The organism is Leisingera sp. F5 (assembly GCF_001593695.1).
The window spans coordinates 1-1345 of record NZ_LUKH01001023.1 but is presented as its reverse complement, the minus strand read 5'-3'; the positions used below and the strand labels follow the sequence as shown (position 1 = coordinate 1345).

Here is a 1345-nt window from a genome sequence, read left to right as displayed (position 1 = left end):
GACCAATTTAACTCGAAGGATGAGCGCGATGATCGAGACCCCTTATCTGCTGTTCCTGGGCGACGCGCCTGACATGCTGGCCGCCAAGGTTGCCATCGGCATCCGCGACTGGCGACCGGACCACGCCGTCGGCCAGATCCGCCTGCCGGGCTGCGGCGCCGACCTGGGCCTGACCGAAATGAGCCTGGCGGAAGCCAAGGAAGCCGGTGCCAAGACGCTGGTGATCGGCGTGGCCAACCGCGGCGGCGTGATTTCGCCCGCATGGAAAGAGGTGCTGATCGCGGCGCTGGAAATGGGCTATGACATCGCTTCGGGCCTGCACAATCTGCTGCGTGACGAGGGCGACCTGGTGGCGGCAGCCCAGACCCACGGCGGAACCCTGCATGATGTGCGCGTTCCCACTGTCGGCTACCCGATTGCCAATGGTGTGAAGCGCAAAGGCAAGCGTTGCCTGGCTGTCGGCACCGACTGTTCGGTCGGCAAGATGTACACCGCCTTGGCGATGGATGCCGAGATGCAGCAGCGTGGCATGAAATCGACCTTCCGCGCCACTGGCCAGACCGGCATCCTGATCACCGGCCACGGCGTGCCGTTGGACGCGGTCATTGCCGACTTCATGGCAGGTTCGATCGAATACCTGACCCCGGACAACGACGATGACCACTGGGACCTGATCGAAGGCCAGGGCTCGTTGTTCCACGTGTCCTACTCGGGTGTCACCATGGCGCTGGTGCACGGCGGCCAGCCGGATGCGCTGATCCTGTGCCATGAGCCGACCCGCACCCATATGCGCGGCTTGCCGGATTATGACGTGCCGAGCCTGGAAGAGCTGAAAGCCGTGGCCCTGCCGTTGGCGCAGCGCGCCAACCCGGCTTGCAAAGTTGTCGGTGTCTCGGTGAACACGCAGCACCTGTCCGAGGATGAGGCGGTCAAGTATCTGGCGGAAGTTGAAGAGCGGATGGGCCTGCCCGCCGTCGACCCGTACCGTCACGGTGCCGGCCGCCTGGTGGACGCGCTGGCTGTAGTCTGATCTAACAGCCCCGCCGGAGGTGCTTGCTTTGCGGGCAGGAGCCTCCGGCGGGAGTATTTTTGAAAAGATGAAAGCGCCGGAGCCGGATTTTCCGGGCGTCCGGCTGAGGTTAGCCGCCAGTTGCGGAGAACCGGTGGAAAGGGCTGCTTCATGAACATTACCGTCACTTCTGACGTCTTTAAACTGGCGCAGGTCTTTACCATCTCGCGCGGCTCGCGCACCGAAGCGAAGGTGCTGACCGTCAAGGTGGAGAAGGAGGGCGTTACAGGCTGGGGCGAATGCGTGCCTTATGCTCGTTACAACGAGACGCTGGAC

General features: G+C 63.4%; 1 protein-coding gene and 1 pseudogene. Both read left to right on the top strand.

The genetic code is table 11. The features are described from left to right. The first annotated feature begins 28 nt into the window (after positions 1–28). Complete coding sequence (gene dgcN / locus A2I95_RS38485) at positions 29–1030, top strand: N-acetyltransferase DgcN (RefSeq protein WP_291737663.1); 1002 nt, start codon at positions 29–31, stop codon at positions 1028–1030. Positions 1031–1180: 150 nt separating this feature from the next. Next, a pseudogene (locus A2I95_RS38480) lies at positions 1181–1345 on the top strand (dipeptide epimerase); the annotation flags it as partial.